Annotated in this window: 13 protein-coding genes; 9 read left to right on the top strand and 4 right to left on the bottom strand. The window is 67.8% G+C overall.

Annotated elements, in window-relative coordinates; translation table 11 throughout:
- Positions 1–95 precede the first annotated feature (95 nt).
- The 4 genes from CR157_RS04765 to CR157_RS04750 form a co-directional block, all read right to left on the bottom strand.
- Positions 96–1379, bottom strand: coding sequence for a TRAP transporter large permease (locus tag CR157_RS04765; RefSeq protein ID WP_110282356.1), 1284 nt, complete (start codon positions 1377–1379; stop codon positions 96–98).
- A complete protein-coding gene (locus tag CR157_RS04760; protein ID WP_110282355.1) occupies positions 1376–1930 on the bottom strand; it encodes a TRAP transporter small permease in 555 nt (184 codons plus the stop codon). The genes CR157_RS04765 and CR157_RS04760 overlap by 4 nt, the downstream gene beginning before the upstream one ends.
- Complete coding sequence (locus tag CR157_RS04755; RefSeq protein ID WP_110282354.1) at positions 1927–2925, bottom strand: TRAP transporter substrate-binding protein; 999 nt, start codon at positions 2923–2925, stop codon at positions 1927–1929. Before CR157_RS04755 ends, CR157_RS04760 begins: the two co-directional genes overlap by 4 nt.
- Before the next feature lie 181 nt (positions 2926–3106).
- Positions 3107–3823, bottom strand: coding sequence for a GntR family transcriptional regulator (locus tag CR157_RS04750; RefSeq protein ID WP_110282353.1), 717 nt, complete (start codon positions 3821–3823; stop codon positions 3107–3109).
- Between the two features lie 177 nt (positions 3824–4000).
- On the opposite strand from CR157_RS04750, the gene CR157_RS04745 reads away from it, so the two are divergent.
- The 9 genes from CR157_RS04745 (at position 4001) to CR157_RS04705 (ending at position 15297) form a co-directional block, all read left to right on the top strand.
- Positions 4001–4738, top strand: a complete 738-nt coding sequence (locus CR157_RS04745; RefSeq protein WP_110282352.1) for a maleate cis-trans isomerase family protein — start codon at positions 4001–4003, stop codon at positions 4736–4738.
- A 73-nt stretch (positions 4739–4811) separates the two neighbouring features.
- Positions 4812–5864: a TRAP transporter substrate-binding protein gene (locus CR157_RS04740; protein ID WP_181421962.1), complete on the top strand. Its 1053-nt coding sequence runs from the start codon at positions 4812–4814 to the stop codon at positions 5862–5864.
- Between the two features lie 54 nt (positions 5865–5918).
- Complete coding sequence (locus CR157_RS04735) at positions 5919–6536, top strand: TRAP transporter small permease subunit (RefSeq protein ID WP_110282351.1); 618 nt, start codon at positions 5919–5921, stop codon at positions 6534–6536.
- Positions 6533–7834 (top strand): TRAP transporter large permease, encoded by a 1302-nt coding sequence (locus tag CR157_RS04730; RefSeq protein ID WP_181421961.1) that lies wholly within the window; start codon positions 6533–6535, stop codon positions 7832–7834. Before CR157_RS04735 ends, CR157_RS04730 begins: the two co-directional genes overlap by 4 nt.
- Positions 7835–7863: 29 nt before the next feature.
- Complete coding sequence (hydA, locus tag CR157_RS04725; protein WP_110282350.1) at positions 7864–9294, top strand: dihydropyrimidinase; 1431 nt, start codon at positions 7864–7866, stop codon at positions 9292–9294.
- A gap of 442 nt (positions 9295–9736) precedes the next feature.
- Positions 9737–11512: a glyoxylate carboligase gene (gcl, locus tag CR157_RS04720; protein ID WP_110282349.1), complete on the top strand. Its 1776-nt coding sequence runs from the start codon at positions 9737–9739 to the stop codon at positions 11510–11512.
- Positions 11513–11764: 252 nt separating this feature from the next.
- Entirely contained in the window at positions 11765–12544 is a 780-nt protein-coding gene (gene hyi / locus CR157_RS04715) for a hydroxypyruvate isomerase (protein ID WP_110282348.1), read from the top strand.
- Positions 12545–12743: 199 nt separating this feature from the next.
- Positions 12744–13628 (top strand): 2-hydroxy-3-oxopropionate reductase, encoded by an 885-nt coding sequence (locus tag CR157_RS04710; RefSeq protein WP_110282347.1) that lies wholly within the window; start codon positions 12744–12746, stop codon positions 13626–13628.
- Positions 13629–13926: 298 nt separating this feature from the next.
- Positions 13927–15297: a glycerate kinase type-2 family protein gene (locus CR157_RS04705; protein WP_373681002.1), complete on the top strand. Its 1371-nt coding sequence runs from the start codon at positions 13927–13929 to the stop codon at positions 15295–15297.
- Positions 15298–15320: the final 23 nt, after the last annotated feature.

Raw genomic sequence — 15320 nt, 5'->3', positions numbered from 1 at the left:
CGTGCTCGCTTGTTTTTTCACGCGGTGGGCGGGCCCACGGCGAGGGAAGAAAGAGCCTCCGGCCCCCGTCCGAACGGGGCTGGAGGAAGAGGCGGTCAGTAACCCAGGGCCCGGGGTAGCCAGGTGACGATGCCGGGGAAGGCGATACAGGCGATCAGCACTGCGTACTGGAAGGCGATAAAGGGCCAGGCGCTCTTCATCAGTTCGTTGAGGCTGATCTTGGAGATGCCGCACATCACGAACAGCAGCACCCCCACCGGCGGCGTCATCATCCCCACCACCAGGTTCATCACGAACAGGAAGCCGAACAGCAGCGGGTCGATACCGTAGGCCAGGGCGATGGGCGCCAACAGCGGCACCAGCATGATGTAGGCGGCATTCGACTCGATAAACATGCCCACCCCGATCAGCAGTGCCATCACCAGCAGCAGGAACACCAGCGGCTCCTGGGTGAAGTCCTGCAGCCACTGGGTCAGCTGCATGGGGATCAGGTCGATGGTGAAGGCGAAGGTCATGGTGGAGGCGAAGGCGATCAGGGCGCCGACCATGGCCGCGGTGACGGCGGCATTGAACATCGCCTTGGGCAGGTCGGCCAGGCGCAGCTTGCGAGTCACGAAGAAGCCGATCAGCAGCGCATAGACCACGGCGATGGCGGCCCCCTCGGTGGGGGTGAAGGCGCCGGCGACGATGCCGCCCACCACCACGATGGGCATCAGGAGGATCGGCAGGGCGCGCCAGGTCTGCACCAGCACATGCCTGAGGCCGATCACTCCCTCGGCACCCAGCGGATAGCGGCGGCGCATGGCGATAAAGCTGGCCAGCCCCATGAAGCCCAGGGCGAGAATGATCCCCGGCACCACACCGGCCATAAAGAGCCCACCCACCGAGACCGAGGAGCCGGCCATCAGGGCGTAGACGATCATGGCGTTGCTGGGCGGGATGATGGCGCCCAGGTTGGCGGCGGAGGCCACCACGGCGCTGCTGTAGCCGGTGCCGTACTGCTGGCGCATGGAGGGCACCAGGGAGCTGCCCAGGGCGCTGGCGCTGGCCACGGCCGCGCCGCTCACCGCCGCCAGCACCATGCCGGCGACGATGGCCACATGGGCCAGGCCGCCATGCACGCGACCGATCAGCGAATTGGCGAAATCCACCAGGCGCTGCAGGATGCCGGCGGCGACCATCAGTTCGCCGGCCAGCATGAATAGCGGGATGGCCATCAGCGGGAAGCTGTTGACCGAGTGCATCATGCGCTGGGGCAGCACCGAGAAGTCCATGCCGCCCACATAGAGGCCCACCAGGGAGGCCAGGCCCAGGGCGAAGGCCAGGGGCATGCGCAGCAGGGCGAAGCCCAGGAAGGTGAAGATGATGGCCGGGGTCATGAGGGGGTTCCTCCACGGCGGTCGGGCGCGCTGGGCAGTGGCTCCAGGCCCAGGGCCTGGGCGATCAGGTGCAGGCAGCTATGGCCGGCACACGCCAGTACGGCGATATAGAAGACGGCGGCGGTGATCGGCAGGGTGGGCATCAGCTCCTGCCACTTGTCGGCCACCGCGCCCAGGCTGATCCAGAACAGGGCCGCCATCATGGCGGCGCCGATCCAGGCCATCAGCCGCGCCAGGCGCCGCTGCAGCGCCGCGGGGAAGTGGGTCACCAGGGCGTCGATGCCCACATGGATGCCCACCTTGATGCCGTGGGGAATGGCCAGGAAGATCGCCCAGACGAAGAACAGCCGGGAGAGCTCGTCGGCGGAGTCGATGGAGGTGCCCATCACGTAGCGGGCGAACACCTGGGCCGAGACCAGGGTGGTCATCACGCCCATGGCCACCAGGATGGTGTAATAGGAGGTGCGGTCGAGCAGCGACAGACCATGCAGGAAGTGGCGCTTGCCCGGGCTGGAGGCATAGGCCTCCAGCCGGTGCCAGGCGGGTGTCATGACGCCAGCTCCTCGAGTACCCGATCGACGATCTCGGCGCCGATCTTGTCGCGCAGGTCGTCCACCACGCCCTGGCTGGCCTCGCGCAGGGCGGCGCGGGTCTCGTCGCTGATCGGGGTGAACTGCATGCCGCGCTCGATCAGTTCCTGGCGGGCGGCCTCGTCCTCCTCGGCGGCGGTTTGCCGCTGCCAGGCCACCGCCTCGTCCATGGCCTCGCGCACCGCCTGGCGCTGCTCCTCGTCGAGGCGATTGAAGGTGTCGCGGTTGGCCGCCACCACGATGAAGTCGTAGAAGTGGCCGGTATCGGAGAGGTGAGCCTGCACCTCGTCCAGGCGCTTGGTGCTGATGATGCTATAGGGGTTCTCCTGGCCGTCCAGCACCCCCTGCTGCAGGGCGCCGTAGACCTCGTTGATATCCATGGAGACCGGGTTGGCGCCGATGGCGCGGAAGGTATCCAGGTGGGTCTGGTTGGGCTGCAGGCGGAGCTTGAGGTCCTGGAAGTCGTCGAGGGTCTCGAGGGAGCGGTCGTTGTTGGTGACGTGGCGGAAGCCCAGCTCCATGTAGCCCAGGGCCACGAAGCCCTTCTCGGCCAGTTCCTCGTCGAGCAGTTCGCCGATCTCGCCGTCGATCAGCGCGAAGGCCTCCTCGCGGCTGGCGAAGGCGAAGGGCAGGCTCAGGGCCTCCAGCTCGGGGACGGTGCGCGACAGGTAGGAGATACCGATCCAGGTGCCGGCGATGGCGCCGGAGGCGACCTGGTCGACGTTCTCGCCGGCGCCGCCCAACTGCATATTGGGGAACAGCTGGGCGGTCAGGTCGCCGTCGGTGCGCTCGGCCAGGGCGTCGCGGAAGCGTTCCATGGCGCGGCTGCTGGAGTGGTCATCGGTGAAGTTGCCGCCGAAGCGCAGGGTCTCGGCGCCGGCCAGCAGCGGGCTGCCCAGGCCCAGGGCCAGCAGCAGGGCGGCGGAACGACGGGCAAGACGGTTTGTTGTTGTCATGGAAGTGTCCTTGGCTGGTGGGGAGAGTCACCGCCGCGATCGGCGGCCTGGATTCACCATAGGACAGCTTCGCCAGAAATACAAAATACAGAATACTGTTTTTTTGTTGTTTGTTTTATTTCAGGTGCTTATAAATTAAAAACCCGGCGACAGCCGGGTCTTCCTCGTTTCGTTCGGGCGATCAGGGGCGTGAGGCGGCCAGGCCGGCGAGGACGGCGGCGCCGGTGCGGCGCATATGCTCCGCCATGGCGGCGGAGAGGGCCGCGGCGTCCCGCGCCTCCAGGGCGGCGAGGATCACCCCGTGCTCCTGGGCCGACTCGTCCCAGCGCCCCTGCTGCAGGTTGGCGGCATAGCGGGCCCGGGTGATCTTGTGGGTCAGCTGGCCCTGTTGCTCGAGCAGCACCCGGTTGCCGGCGAGCTCGGTCAGGCGCCGGTGCAGCCGCTGATTGGCCTCGAAGTACTCCCGGCGCCGCTGCCGGCGGTGCAGCTCCAGCATCCGCTCGTGGAGGGTGCGGATCTCGGCGATCTCGGCGTCGCTGGCGCGCGCGACCAGCAGGTGACCGGAGAGGCCCTCCAGGGCCGCCATCACCTCGAAGAGGTCGTGGACCTCGGCGGGGTCCACCTCGGTCACCTGGGCGCCGCGGTTGGGTAGCAGCTCCACCAGCCCCTCGTTGGCCAGCACTTTGAGCGCCTCCCGCAGCGGGGTGCGCGACACCTCGAAGGCCTCGCAGAGGCGCTTCTCGGAGATGCGGCTGCCCGGGGCCAGCTCGCCCTCCAGCACCATATGGCGCAGCCGCTCGGCCACCACCTGATAGAGGGACAGGCGGCGCAGCGGCGCGCTCGGTGAGGCCTCGTCCGCGGCGGGGCGCGGTCGGCGAAGCGTCGGCATCTCGGTCATGGCAGCTCTCCTTCCCGTGGCTGGCCCCGATCCCGGGGGCGATGGCGGGGTGGGTAAAAGTGTACTTGCAAAATCTCGGCGATGTGCAAGTCTTAGGGGCGGACAAATTGAATTCAAAATACAGTATTTAGTATATCTGCCTTCCCGATCATAACCACAACGAGGAACCGCGCCGCCATGAATCGCACCCTGCTGGGCATGCTGACGCCCTCTTCCAATACCGTGCTCGAGCCCTATACCGCGGCCCTGCTCGCCGGGCTGATGCCCGAGGCGACGGCCCACTTCCAGCGCTTCACCGTCAAGGAGATCTCCCTGAGCGATCGGGCCCTGGCGCAGTTCGACCCGGCGCCGCTGCTGGAGGCCGCCACCCTGCTCAACGACGCCCGCATGGACGTGATCGCCTGGAACGGCACCTCGGCGAGCTGGCTGGGCTTCGACAGCGACCGCCGGCTATGCGCCGCGATTACCGAGACCACCGGGGTGCCGGCCACCAGCAGCGTGCTGGCCCTCAACGAGGTCCTCGAGCGCACCGGGGTGACCCGGCTGGGGCTGGTGACCCCCTATCTCTCGGACATTCAGGAGGCGATCGTCGCCAACTACGCCGCCGAGGGTATCGAGGTGGTGGCGGAGCGCCACCTCGATGACCGCGGCAACTTCTCCTTCTCGGAATATGACGAGGCGACCCTGGCGGACCTGGTGCGGGAGGTGGCCAAGGGCGAGCCCCAGGCCATCACCCTGCTGTGTACCAACCTGCGCGGTGCCGGCATCGTGGCCGAGCTGGAGCAGGAGCTGGGCATTCCGATCTACGACTCGGTGAGCGTCACGGTGTGGAAATGCCTGACGCTGGCCGGCCTCGACCCCGCCCGGATCACCGGCTGGGGCGGCCTCTTCCAGGACCCCCGCCTGGCGGCATAGCGCGGGGACGCCCGACACGGGCAAGACGCAACGGCAAGACCACCATCAACAATCCCAATCACGAGGTGACCCCATGCCAACCCCGACTCCCCAACGCATCGTGCTCGGCGTATCCCTGGCCGGCGGCCTGCTGCTCGGCGGCCTGGCCCAGGCCGAGACCCTGCTGCGCAGCGTGGGCAACTTTTCCGGCAATACCCTGCACGTGGAGGGGGTGGAGCGCCCCTTCTTCCAGGAGCTGGATGCCCGCGACGACCTGGCGGTGATCTACAACCCCATGGACGCCATCGGCGTCGAGGCCGCCGATGCCCTGCGCCTGCTGCGCTCCGGCTCCTTCGACGTGATGTCGGTGCAGATCGGCATGGCCTCCCGGGACGAGCCCTTCTTCGAAGGCATCGACCTGGCCGGCGTGGCCCCGGACCTGGACGCCCAGCGCGAGGCCATCGATGCGGTGCGCGAGCGCTTCGACGAACGCCTCCAGGAGCGCTTCAACGCCAAGCTGATGACCCTCTGGCCCTTCGGCCCGCAGATGATGTTCTGCAACGGCGATATCCAGGGCGTGGACGACCTGGAAGGCAAGAAGGTGCGGGTCTTCACCCCCTCCATGTCGCGCCTGGTACAGGGCCTGGGCGCCGCCCCGGTGACCCTGCAGTTCAGCGAGGTCTATCTGGCGTTGCAGCGCGGCGTGGCCGACTGCGGGGTCACCGCCCCCTCCGCCGGCAACAACGGCAAGTGGCCCGAGGTCACCGACACCTTCGTGCCGCTGCCGCTGGCCTACTCGGTGCAGGGCCACTTCATGAACCTGGATACCTGGAATCGCTTCGATGCGGCCCAGCAGGAGGAGCTCACCGAGGCCTTCGTGCGCCTGGAGGAGCAGATGTGGGAGCTGGCCTATGACGTCAACGACGACGCCATCGCCTGCAACACCGGCCAGGCCAGCTGCAGCGATCACCAGGCCTACGACATGCGCCTGGTGGAGATCGACCCGGCTTCCCGAGCCCTGGTCGAGGAGATCGCCAGCGAGGCGGTGCTGCCGGTGTGGGCCGAGACCTGCAGCCGCCAGTACCCCGAGTGTGCCCAGGCCTGGAACGAGACGGTGGGCGATGCCACCGGCCTCAGCATCCAGTAAACATCCGTGACCGTGCGCCCCGGGCCGACGCCCGGGGCGCCCAGGAGGGTTTCCATGGTTTCCCCGCCATCCTTTCCCTGGGCTCGCCGGCTGGCGCATGGCGCCGCCCTCGCCGCCGGCTATGCCTCCCTCGGCCTGTCGCTGCTGATCACCTTCGAGGTGCTGGCACGCAAGCTGTTCAGCTTTTCCCTGCAGGGCGTCGACGAGATCGGCGGCTATGTGCTGGCCATCGGCGTCTCCTTCAGCTTCGCCTATGCCCTGCTGCACCGCGCCCATACCCGGGTCGACATGCTGATCGTGCGCCTGCCCGGGGCCCTGCAGGCGCCCCTCAATGCCGCCGCCATGCTGCTGCTCGCCGGCTTCTCGCTGTTCATGCTGTGGCGGGCGGTGGGCACCCTGCACGAGACCCTGGAGTTCGGCAGCCTGGCCAGTACCCCGCTGCAGACCCCGCTGTGGATTCCCCAGGGGCTCTGGGTCATCGGCCTCGGCGTCTTCGCCGCCCTGGCCAGCCTGCTGGCGCTGCGCGCCCTGGGGCTGCTGGTGCGCGGCCAGGCCGACGCCCTCAACCGGGAGTTCGGGCCGCGTTCCACCCAGGATGAACTCGACGAGGCGCAGCACGATTACGCCGACGAACCCACTCCGACCACCGGCCAGGGGAGTCCGCAGCTATGATCGGTGCATTCGAGGTAATGATCGGCTTCCTGGTCATGCTGGGCATGATGGCGGCCGGTATCCATGTGGCGGTGGCGATCTTCTCGGTGGCCGCCCTGGGCACCCTGATGTATCTGGGCACGCCGCTGCTCTACTCCTTCGGCGATGCCCTCTGGGGCACCCTCAACGACTTTATCCTTACCGCCATCCCGCTGTTTATCCTGCTCGGCGAGTTGCTGCTGCGCAGCGGCATCACCGAGCGCATGTACAACGCCCTCTCGGTGTGGCTGCAGCGCATGCCGGGGGGCCTGCTGCATACCAATATCGGCGCCTCCTCGGTGTTCGCCGCCATGTCCGGCTCCTCGGTGGCCACCGCCGCCACCATCGGCACCGTGGCCCTGCCGGCCTTCGCCGAGCGCGGCTACAGCGAGCGCCTGGCGCTGGGTACCCTGGCCGCCGGGGCCACCCTGGGCATCCTGATCCCGCCCAGCATCAACATGATCATCTACGGCGCCATCACCAATACCTCCATCGGCAAGCTGTTTATCGCCGGCATCCTGCCGGGGCTGGCGCTGGCCGCGGCCTTTATGCTGGCGATCATGGCCTTCAGCCTGCTGCGCCCCGGCGTGGCCGGCGCGGCGGAACCGCGGGTGCCGCTGCGGGCGCGCCTCGCCTCCATGATGGACCTGCTGCCGCCGGCCTTCGTCTTCGCCATCGTCATTGGCAGCATCTACTCGGGCTGGGCTACCCCCACCGAGGCGGCGGCCCTGGGGGTGATGGCCGCCCTGGTGGTGGCGGCGCTCAACCGCAAGCTGACCCTCGGCATGCTCAACGAGTGCTTCCTCTCCATGGCGCGTACCACCGCCATGATCATGCTGATCATCGTCGCCGCCTTCTTCCTCAACTACATCGTCGGCATCCTCGGCATTCCCCAGGTACTGACCCAGAGGGTCGCCGACCTGGGCCTGACTCCCCTGGGGCTGATCCTGGCGCTGGTGCTCTTCTACCTGGTGCTGGGCTGCTTCCTGGAGACCCTGTCGATGATGATCGCCACCGTGCCCATCGTGGTGCCCATGGTGGTGAGCTTCGGCTTCGACCCGGTGTGGTTCGGCATCTTCCTGGTGATCATGATGGAGATCTCGCTGATCACCCCGCCCATCGGCATGAACCTCTATGTAGTGCAGGGGGTGCGCGGGCGCGGCTCCATCGCCGACGTGATGCTCGGCAGCCTGCCCTTCTTCGCCATCATGCTGGCCTTCGTCTTCGCCATCATCGCCTGGCCCGGCCTGGTGATGTGGCTGCCCAACGCCATGGGCTGACCGCCCTTCGATATTGCAAGGAATGTCCCATGAGTCACTTCGATACCCTGATTACCAACGGCCTGATCATCACCGCCGCCGATCGCTACCACGCCGATATCGGCATCAAGGACGGGCGCATCGTCGCCCTCGGCCAGGGCCTCTCCGGCGCCGAGGAGGTGATCGACGCCGCCGGCCTCTGGGTGATGCCCGGCGGCATCGACGCCCACTGCCACCTGGATCAGCCGCTCGGCGACTGCGCCGTGATGGCCGACGATTTCGAGACCGGCACCCGCTCGGCGGCCTGCGGCGGCACCACCACGGTGATTCCCTTCGCCGCCCAGCAGAAGGGCCAGGGCCTGCGCGCCGCGGTGGAGGACTACCACCGCCGCAGCGACGGCAAGGCGTCCATCGACTACGCCTTCCATATGATCGTCACCGACCCCACCGAGACGGTGCTCAAGGAGGAACTGCCGGCGCTGATCCAGGAGGGCTACAGCTCCTTCAAGATCTACCTCACCTACGACGACCTCAAGCTCAACGACCGGGAGGTGCTGGAGGTGCTGGCCATGGCCCGCCGCGAGGGCGGCATGGTGATGATCCACGCCGAGAACGCCGACTGCATCGCCTACCTCACCGAGCTGCTCGAGTCCCAGGGCAAGACCGCCCCGCGTTACCACGGCGAGGCCCACTCGGCGATCGCCGAGCGCGAGGCCACCCATCGCGCCATCTCGCTGGCCGAGCTGATCGACGTGCCGATCCTGATCGTGCATGTCTCCGGCCCCGAGGCCATCGAGCAGATCCGCTGGGCCCAGGGCCGCGGCCTGCGGGTCTACGGCGAGACCTGCCCCCAGTACCTGATGCTCACCTCCGCCGACCTGGACCAGGAGGGCTTCGAGGGCGCCAAGTGCGTGTGCAGCCCGCCGCCCCGGGACCCCAAGGCCCAGGAGGCGGTATGGCAGGCCCTGGAGAACGGCGTCTTCCAGGTCTTCTCCTCGGATCACGCCCCCTTCCGCTACGACGACCCCCAGGGCAAGAAGCTGCACGGCGAGCATGCCGACTTCCACCATATCCCCAACGGCATCCCGGGGCTGGAGACGCGGCTGCCGATCCTCTTCTCCGAGGGGGTGCTCAAGGAGCGCATCGACGCCACCCGCTTCGTGGCCCTGACCGCCACCAATCCGGCCAAGATCTATGGCCTCTACCCGCGCAAGGGCACCATCGCCATCGGCAGTGACGCCGACCTGACCCTGTGGGACAGTGCGGCGCGCATGACGGTACGCAACGAGACCCTGCACCATGCGGTGGATTACACCCCCTACGAGGGGCTCGAGCTCACCGGTCGCCCGGTGCTGACCCTGTGCCGGGGCGGCGTGGTCTCCCGGGACGGCGAGCCCAGCGTCGCCCCGGGCCATGGCCGGTTTCTCAAGTGCGACAAACCGCAGCCGGCCCGGCCTCGCGGCGCCGCCAAGGGGTTCTGAGCCGTGACCCGAGAGCAGAGCATTGCGGCCGGTGCCGGTGCCGCTGCTGGTGCACAGGGTCAAGGCGCGGATCCGCGCCAGTGGCGAGGGCTTCGCCGCTGGCGAGGTGATGACCACCGCCATCTTCGAGGGGGCGTGCCGGGCAGCGGGCGACGCTGAGCTTCGCCGGTATCGGGGAGGTGGTGCTGGACCAGAACTGACGCGTCGCAAGGGGCGTCGGGAGGGATGACGCTCTCCGGGCTGACCAATCGGTCAGATTTTTCGCAGGCTAACTAACCCAGGCAATTGATATTGCTTGGGTTTTTTCGCGCCCAAAAAAAATTATGAAAATATTTTCCAGTAAATGTTGACGCCTCATTCGGGCGGTCCTAGTCTCGTATACAGAAATATTTTCCAATAACAACTCTCCACAAGAACAAGGCCACTCACAGGAGGAATCTCCATGGCTCGCATGACCGCCGCAGAAGCCGCCGTTCACGTGCTCAGGAAGGAGGGCGTCGATGTTGCCTTCGGAGTGCCCGGCGCCGCCATCAACCCCTTCTATGCCGCGATGCGCAAGCTCGGTGGCATCGACCATGTCCTGGCCCGCCACGTCGAGGGTGCCTCGCACATGGCCGAGGGCTATACCCGCACGAAGGCCGGCAACATCGGGGTGTGCATCGGCACCTCCGGCCCCGCCGGCACCGACATGATCACCGGGCTCTATTCCGCCTCGGGCGATTCCATCCCGATCCTCTGCATCACCGGCCAGGCGCCCCGCGCCCGGCTGCACAAGGAGGATTTCCAGGCGGTGGATATCCAGGCCATCGCCGGCCCGGTCACCAAGTGGGCGGTGACCGTGCTGGAGCCGGCCCAGGTGCCGCGGGCCTTCCAGCACGCCTTCCAGCTGATGCGTTCCTCGCGCCCCGGCCCGGTGCTGATCGACCTGCCCATCGACGTGCAGATGAGCGAGATCGAGTTCGACCCCGACACCTACGAGCCACTGCCGGCCTACAAGCCCGCCGCGACCCGGCCCCAGGCCGAGAAGGCGATCGCCATGCTCAACGAGGCCGAGCGGCCGCTGATCGTGGCCGGCGGCGGCATCATCAATGCCGATGCCAGCGAGCTGCTCACCGAATTCGCCGAGCTCACCGGGGTGCCGGTCATCCCGACCCTGATGGGCTGGGGCACCATTCCCGATGACCATCCGCTGATGGCGGGCATGGTCGGCCTGCAGACCTCGCACCGTTACGGCAATGCGACGATGCTGGCCTCGGACTTCGTGATGGGGATCGGCAACCGCTGGGCCAACCGCCACACCGGCTCGGTGGAGACCTATACCCAGGGGCGCAAGTTCGTCCATGTGGATATCGAGCCGACCCAGATCGGTCGGGTCTTCGGCCCCGACTACGGCATCGTGTCCGACGCCAGGGCGGCGCTCGAGCTGTTCGTCGAGGTCGCCCGGGAGATGAAGGCCGCCGGCAAGCTGAAGGATCGCAGCGGCTGGGCGGAAGAGTGCCAGGAGCGCAAGCGCACCCTGCTGCGCAAGACCCATTTCGACGAAGTGCCGGTCAAGCCGCAGCGGGTCTACGAGGAGATGAACAAGGTCTTCGGCAAGAACACCCGCTACGTCAGCACCATCGGGCTGTCGCAGATCGCCGGCGCCCAGTTCCTGCACGTCTACCAGCCGCGCCACTGGATCAACTGCGGCCAGGCCGGCCCGCTGGGCTGGACCATTCCGGCGGCGCTGGGCGTACGGCGTGCCGATCCGGACGCCGAGATCGTGGCGCTCTCCGGCGACTACGACTTCCAGTTCATGGTCGAGGAGCTGGCCGCCGGCGCCCAGTTCAAGCTGCCCTACCTCCATGTGCTGGTGAACAACTCCTACCTGGGGTTGATCCGCCAGGCCCAGCGCGGCTTCGACATGGACTACTGCGTGCAGTTGTCGTTCGAGAACGTCAACTGCCCGGAGATCAACGACTACGGCGTCGATCACGTTTCCGTGGTGGAAGGGCTGGGCTGCAAGGCGCTGCGCGTCACCAAGCCCGAGGAGATTGCGCCGGCCTTCGCCGAGGCACGGGACCTGATGCGTCGGTTCCAGGTGCCGGTGGTGGTCGAGATCATCCTCGAACGGGTGACCAACATCGCAATGGGAACCGACCTGGACGGCGTCAACGAGTTCGAGGCCCTGGCCGAGAACGTTGCCGATGCGCCGACCTCCATCGCCGCCCTGACCTAACGGCAACGATCAACGACGGAGGGAGCGGCGTTGACCGCTCCCCGCAACGACCTCAGGGTAATCGCAGCCAAGACACGTCGAGGGGCGCCGCGGGCAGGTCGAAGCGGAGGTCTTTTTCCAGGGAAGGAAAAAGTAGCGCCCAGGGAAGGGTTTACAGCGCCTCCGCGCAGGCCTGTCCGCGGATCAGCCCCGCTACCTGAGCACCGAGACGTTAACCGCGATAGCCCTGGCAACGACCCAAAGGAGAACGCTATGCCCAAGTTTGCCGCCAACCTCAGCATGCTGTTCACCGAGGAGGACTTCCTCGACCGCTTCGAGGCCGCCGCCGACGCCGGCTTCACGGGGGTGGAATACCTCTTTCCCTATGACTACTCGCCCGCCGAGCTGAAGTCGCGGCTCGACGCCCACGGCCTGACCCAGGTGCTGCACAACCTGCCGGCCGGGGACTGGGCCGCCGGTGAGCGGGGCATCGCCTGCCACCCGGACCGTGTCGAGGAGTTCCGCGCTGGCGTCGACAAGGCGATCGAGTACGCCACGGCGCTGGGCTGTGAGCAGGTCAACTGCCTGGCCGGTATCCAGCCGGAGGGCGTCAGCGACGAGCAGGCCCGCGAGACCCTGATCGACAACCTGCGCTTCGCCGCCGACAGGCTCGAGGCCGCCGGCATCCTGCTGCTCGCCGAGCCCATCAATACCCGCGACATCCCGGGCTTCTTCCTCAACCGCACCGAGCAGGCCCTGGCGATCTTCGACGAGGTGGGAAGCCGAAACCTCAAGCTGCAGTACGACATCTACCATATGCAGATCATGGAAGGGGATCTCGCCCCGACCATCGAGAGGCACCTGGATCGCATCGCCCATGTGCAGCTCGCCGACAACCCCGGCCGCCACGAGCCCGGCACCGGCGAGATCCATTACCCCTTCCTGTTCGCCCACCTGGATCGACTGGGCTACCGGGGCTGGATCGGTTGCGAGTACAAGCCGAAGACCACCACCCGCGAGGGGCTGGGCTGGCTGGATGCGGTGCGCGGCTGAAGACGCTCTGGGGGGCTCTCCAGCGCTGGCGGTCCCTTTGGGGTCAGACCCCGGCGGAGAGACTCACTGCCTGAGACGTGCCCCATGACAGGCCCGGCGGCTTGGCTGGAGTCTGACCCCAAAGGGGCCATGCCGCCGGCGTATGCCACGAAAAAGCCGCATCAAGGCGCAACGACAAGCAAGACAGAGGAGAGACATCATGAGCAAGATCGGATTCATCGGCCTGGGCATCATGGGCCGCCCCATGGCGGGGCATCTGCTGGACGCCGGCCACGAGCTGACCACCGTCAAGCGCGGCACGCTCGACGAGACCCTGGCGTCCAAGGGCATCAAGGAGCTCGACGATCCCCGGGCGGTGGCCGAGGCCAGCGAGGTGATCATCACCATCGTTCCGGACACCCCCGACGTCGAGCAGGTGCTGTTCGGCGAGGGCGGGGTGGTCGAGGGGCTCAAGCCCGGCACCCTGGTCATCGACATGAGCTCCATCGCCCCGATCGCCACCCAGGAGTTCGCCCGGCGCATCACCGATGCCGGCGGCGAGTACGTCGACGCCCCGGTCTCCGGCGGCGAGGGTGGCGCCATCAACGCGGCCCTGACCATCATGGTCGGCGCCACCCAGGAGGGCTTCGGGCGCGCCAGGCCACTGCTCGAGATCATGGGCAAGACCATCACCCATATCGGCGGCCATGGTGCCGGCCAGACCTGCAAGGTCGCCAACCAGATCGTGGTCGCCCTGACCATCGAGGCCGTGGCCGAGGGCCTGCTGTTCGCCTCGAAGGCCGGCGCCGACGTGGCCAAGGTGCGCGAGTCGCTGCTCGGCGGCCTGGCCCAGTCGAAGATCCTCGACGTCCACGGCGAGCGCATGATCCAGCGCACCTTCGACCCGGGCTTCCGCATCCGCCTGCACCAGAAGGATCTCAACCTGGCGCTGGAAGGGGCGCGCAGCCTCAACCTGGCGCTGCCCGGTACCGCCAATGCCCAGCAGCTGTTCCAGGCCTGCGCGGCCCACGGCGGCGCCGACTGGGATCATGCCGGTATCCTGCGGGCGCTGGAGGCGCTGGCCGATCATGAGGTCGGCTCCTGAGCGGACGCACCGCCCTGAGCCATCCTGAGGGCGCGTGGAACAACCGCCCCACGGCAGGTGGTTTCACGGCCGAAGAGGTTTTTCGCCGGCCTTCGTGCTTGGTCGGCGAAAGACGGGGGAGGTGACTGCTCCCTGGGGGCAGGCGTCGGGTCGTCGTCTGCCCCGGCCATCGCGAGGTGGCCTTGCCCGGCGGCGGGTTCTTCCTTCCGAAACCCCGCCCGTCGCCGGGTCCTTTTGTCTCCCTCTGCTTTCTACCCCTTTCCTTCCTGTTGCTGCCGGAGGCGGCGAGGAGTACCCGATGTCCGCGATTTCACCCTCCAGGACCCTGGAACCAGCGCCTGGCGAGCCCGAGTCCTGCAGGCCAGAGCTCCTCGGCGACGCGATGGCCCCGCGTGCCTGGCTCAGGCAACTGGCTGACACCGCCGTCGCCGCCGTCCACCCCGATGCCCTGCTGCCCGAGGTCTTGCCCGAACCGCCACCGGGACGCACCGTCGTGGTGGGGGCCGGCAAGGCGGCCGCGGCCATGGCCGCCGCCCTGGAGCGAGCCTGGCAGGAGCGCCAGCCCGCGGCTCCCCTGAGTGGTCTGGTGGTCACGCGCCATGGTCATGGTGTACGGGGCCACGAGGCATCCCGTCGCTGCATCGAGGTGCTGGAAGCCTCGCACCCCATGCCCGACGAACTCGGCGAGCAGGCCGCCAGGCGCATGCTCGAGGCCGTATCCGGGCTCGGCGAGGAGGACCTCGTCATCGCGCTGATCTCCGGCGGTGGCTCGGCGCTGATGAGCCTGCCGGCCCCGGGCATCAGCCTGGCCGAGAAGCAGGCGATCAACCGCGAGCTGCTGCGCTGCGGTGCCCCGATCCGCGAGATCAATACCGTGCGTCGCCACCTCTCGGCGATCAAGGGTGGGCGCCTGGCCGTGGCGGCCCATCCGGCGCGGGTGCTGACCTGGCTGATCTCGGATGTCCCCGGTGACGACCCGACCCTGGTCGCCTCCGGACCGACCCTGCCGGATGCCTCGACCCCGGCGGATGCCCTGGCGATTCTCGAGCGCCATGCCATCGCCCTGCCGGATGCCATACGCCACCATCTTCTCGACGATGACGGCTCCGCGGTGCTGCATGCGCCGGGATTTGCCCGGGACGCCTCGCGGGTGCTGGCCCGGGCCCGCGATGCCCTGCAGGCCGCCCGGGCGGCCGCCGAGCACTGCGGCATCGAGGTGCGGCTGCTGGGTGATGACCTGGAGGGCGAGGCCCGCGAGCTCGGCCGTGCCCAGGGGCGGATGGCGCTGGGGGTTCGTGACACCCTCGAACGGCCACTGCTGCTGCTCTCCGGCGGCGAGACCAGCGTCACGGTGCGCGGCGCGGGCCGCGGTGGCCGCAACGTCGAGTATCTGCTGGGGCTCTTCGAGACCCTCAAGGGCGCCGAGGGGATCCACGCGCTCGCCATCGACACCGACGGCATCGATGGCTCCGAGGACAACGCCGGCGCGCTCTTCGGTCCCGGCGACTGGGGCCGTGCCAGGGAGGCGGGTCTTGACCCGATCGCTTACCTGTCACGCAATGATGCCTATACTTTCTTCGAGGCCCTCGACGATCTGATCGTCACCGGGCCGACCTGCACCAACGTCAACGATTTCCGTGCCATCCTGGTCTTGCCGAGGACACCATGACGCTTCCCCCCCACGCCCCCATC

This window comes from Halomonas sp. LBP4 (assembly GCF_003202205.1).
Classification (GTDB): Bacteria; Pseudomonadota; Gammaproteobacteria; order Pseudomonadales; family Halomonadaceae; genus Halomonas; species Halomonas flagellata.
Note: the sequence above shows the minus strand (reverse complement) of the source record. Positions and strands in the feature narration are given on the sequence as shown.

Coding starts and splice junctions, on each gene's coding strand:
- CR157_RS04765 (WP_110282356.1), bottom strand. CDS start 1,379: ATGACCCCGGCCATCATCTTCACCTTCCTGGGCTTCGCCCTGCTGCGC.
- CR157_RS04760 (WP_110282355.1), bottom strand. CDS start 1,930: ATGACACCCGCCTGGCACCGGCTGGAGGCCTATGCCTCCAGCCCGGGC.
- CR157_RS04755 (WP_110282354.1), bottom strand. CDS start 2,925: ATGACAACAACAAACCGTCTTGCCCGTCGTTCCGCCGCCCTGCTGCTG.
- CR157_RS04750 (WP_110282353.1), bottom strand. CDS start 3,823: ATGACCGAGATGCCGACGCTTCGCCGACCGCGCCCCGCCGCGGACGAG.
- CR157_RS04745 (WP_110282352.1), top strand. CDS start 4,001: ATGAATCGCACCCTGCTGGGCATGCTGACGCCCTCTTCCAATACCGTG.
- CR157_RS04740 (WP_181421962.1), top strand. CDS start 4,812: ATGCCAACCCCGACTCCCCAACGCATCGTGCTCGGCGTATCCCTGGCC.
- CR157_RS04735 (WP_110282351.1), top strand. CDS start 5,919: ATGGTTTCCCCGCCATCCTTTCCCTGGGCTCGCCGGCTGGCGCATGGC.
- CR157_RS04730 (WP_181421961.1), top strand. CDS start 6,533: ATGATCGGTGCATTCGAGGTAATGATCGGCTTCCTGGTCATGCTGGGC.
- hydA (WP_110282350.1), top strand. CDS start 7,864: ATGAGTCACTTCGATACCCTGATTACCAACGGCCTGATCATCACCGCC.
- gcl (WP_110282349.1), top strand. CDS start 9,737: ATGGCTCGCATGACCGCCGCAGAAGCCGCCGTTCACGTGCTCAGGAAG.
- hyi (WP_110282348.1), top strand. CDS start 11,765: ATGCCCAAGTTTGCCGCCAACCTCAGCATGCTGTTCACCGAGGAGGAC.
- CR157_RS04710 (WP_110282347.1), top strand. CDS start 12,744: ATGAGCAAGATCGGATTCATCGGCCTGGGCATCATGGGCCGCCCCATG.
- CR157_RS04705 (WP_373681002.1), top strand. CDS start 13,927: ATGTCCGCGATTTCACCCTCCAGGACCCTGGAACCAGCGCCTGGCGAG.